The following is a 2,430-nucleotide window of genomic DNA, read 5'->3' as shown; positions in this document are numbered from 1 at the left end:
GTGGTGGGGCGTGGTTGGTCGAGCGGAAGCTCCTCGAACGCCTCCGGCGGCAGGGCGTCCAGCTTGGCGTTCCAGAAGGCGCGGTCCTGCGCCGCCCCGTCGGAACGGAGGTGGTGCGTCTCGTCCCGCGTGGCCAGCGCGATGCCGTGCGGCGCCGGCGACAGGGCGTGGCCAAGCAGCAGGGCCAGGACATCCTCCTGCACGGTGCGGGCGGATTGGCCGTCCACCACGGCATGATGCAGCACGAACCAGAACAGCGTTTCGTTGCCGGATTCGACGAGCATCAGTCCGGCGCGGGCCAGCGGCGCCTGGGTCAGGGCGAAGGGCGTCTCGGCGTAGCCGGCGATCAGTTCCCGCGCCTCCTCCGGAACGTGGCAGCGGTCGATGGAAAAGCCGGCAGAGGGCGGCAGGGCGGTGGCGGGAACCGTGCGCCAGCCCACCCGCCCTTCGGTGTCGGCGTGGAAGGCGGTGCGCAAGGCGGGGTGACGCTCCAGCAGGGCGGCCCAGGCGGCGCGCCAGCGCTCCACCTCCGGAACCGGGCCGCGCACCGACAGGACGCGCACGACGTGCGATCCGGCGGCGGCGAGGCCGAGCTTGGCGGCGACCCAGAAATCCTCCTGTCCGGCGGTGGCAGGACCTTCGCTCAGGTCCGGCGGGCCAGTGTCCTCGTCGTTCCGCCCCGCGATTCGGCGGGCCAACGCCTCCACCGTCTGGGAGGCCAGGATTACCGGCACCGTCACCGGATGGCCGAGCGCGTGCAGGCGCTGCCCCACCGCGATGGCGAGCAGGCTGGTGCCGCCGATGGCGAAGAACGGGTCGTCCCGCATCACCGGACGGGTGTCCAGAACCTCTTCCCAGACCGAGGCAATGGCCCGCTCCAGATCGCCTTGCGGCGGCGTTCCGCCCGTGCCGCGCGCGGCGGTCAATGCCTTTTCGGCGAGCGCCAGCAGGGCGCGGCGGTCGGTCTTGCCGGCGGAGCTGATCGGCATCCGCGCCACGGCCTTCACCTGCGCGGGCACCATATAGGCAGGCAGGCTGCGGGCGAGGAAGGCGCGCCAGTCTTCCGACTGCGCCGCCTCCGGATCGGCGCTCTCGACGATGGCGGTCAGGCGGCCCTGGTGTTGAAGGGCGGCGGCGCGACTGACCAGCGGGTGGCGCAGCAATGTGCGCTCGATCTCACCCAGCGACACCGACTGGCCGGACACCTTCACCATGTCGTCGGCGCGGCCCAGCGTCTCCAGGTCGCCGTCTTCGTTCCAGCGCCCCAGATCGTGCGTGCGGTAGGCGCGGCCGAAGCGCGTCTCGACGAAATTCTCCGCCGACAGTTCGGGCTGGTTCAGGTAGCCGCGCGAGACGCCGCGCCCGACGACGTGGATCTCCCCGACCGCGCCGTCAGGGACCTCGTTGCCGTGGCGGTCGAGCAAATGGACGGCGTTGTTGGTGAAGGGCCGTCCGCTGGGCAGCGGGCCGTCGCCGTCCGGATTCACCTTGTGCATGCAGATGGTGCCGCAGACCTCGGTGGCGCCGTGCATGTTCCAATAGTCGAGGTGGCGGGCGTAATGCCGCGCGTCGTCGGGGTTCGGCCGCTCCCCGGCCGTCAGGATCATGCGCAGCCCGGCCGGCACCGCCCCGCGCAGAAGCCGCAGGTAGGAGGGGGTGAACAGGGCGATGGTCACGCCTAGCCGGGCCATATGATCGAGCAGCCGCGTCGGATCGTCGATCAGCGCGCGCGAGGCCGGGACATAGGCGGCCCCGGAGAGCAGCGGCAGGCACAGCTCCCGAAAACCCAGGATGAAGCCAGGGGAGGTGGACAGCAGCACCCGGTCACCCGGCCCGACATCCTGCGCTTCCGTGTGGCCGAGCGCCAGATTCACGCAGGCGTCGTGCTGGATCAGCACGCCCTTCGGCTGGCCGGTGGAACCGGAGGTGAAAAGGATGACCGCCAGTGCATTCGCCGGACCGGACCGGTCCGGGCGCTCCGCGGACCTGGCGAGGCTGTCGCCGTCCAGGGATTCGGGGCGCAGGACGGCCTGCGGTCGTTCCGTGTTGCCATTGGCGGCCAGGGCATCGGCCAGCGCGTCCGGTATGGGCAGCCCGTCGAGGGCGATCAGCAGCCGCATCCCCGCTTGACGCGCCATGTTCGCCAGCCGCTCCGGCGGCAGGTCGGCGACCATCGGCACATAGACGCCGCCCGCCTTGAGAATGCCGAGGAACGCTCGCGGCAGATCGCCCGATCGCTCCGCCAGAACGCCGACCGGCTCCTCCCTGCCCAGCCCCAGCGCCAGCAGCGCGTGGGCCAGCGCGTTGGCCGCCGCGTCCAGCCCGGCATAGTCGAGGATGCCGGCCTCCGTCACCACCGCCGGAGCGGTGGGATGCCGCTCGGCAAGCCGTTCGAATCCTTCGTGCAGACGAAGATCGGGCCAGATTTTG

The 2,430-nt window shown here is 71.4% G+C and carries 1 protein-coding gene; it reads right to left on the bottom strand.

Features of this window, described 5'->3' with window-relative positions; genetic code table 11:
• A partial coding sequence (locus Q4I23_RS32155) for an amino acid adenylation domain-containing protein (RefSeq protein WP_498528931.1) occupies window positions 1–2,430 on the bottom strand: 2,430 nt, incomplete at both ends.

The organism is Azospirillum sp. UFLA03-27 (genome assembly GCF_059803775.1).
Note: the sequence above shows the minus strand (reverse complement) of the source record. Positions and strands in the feature narration are given on the sequence as shown.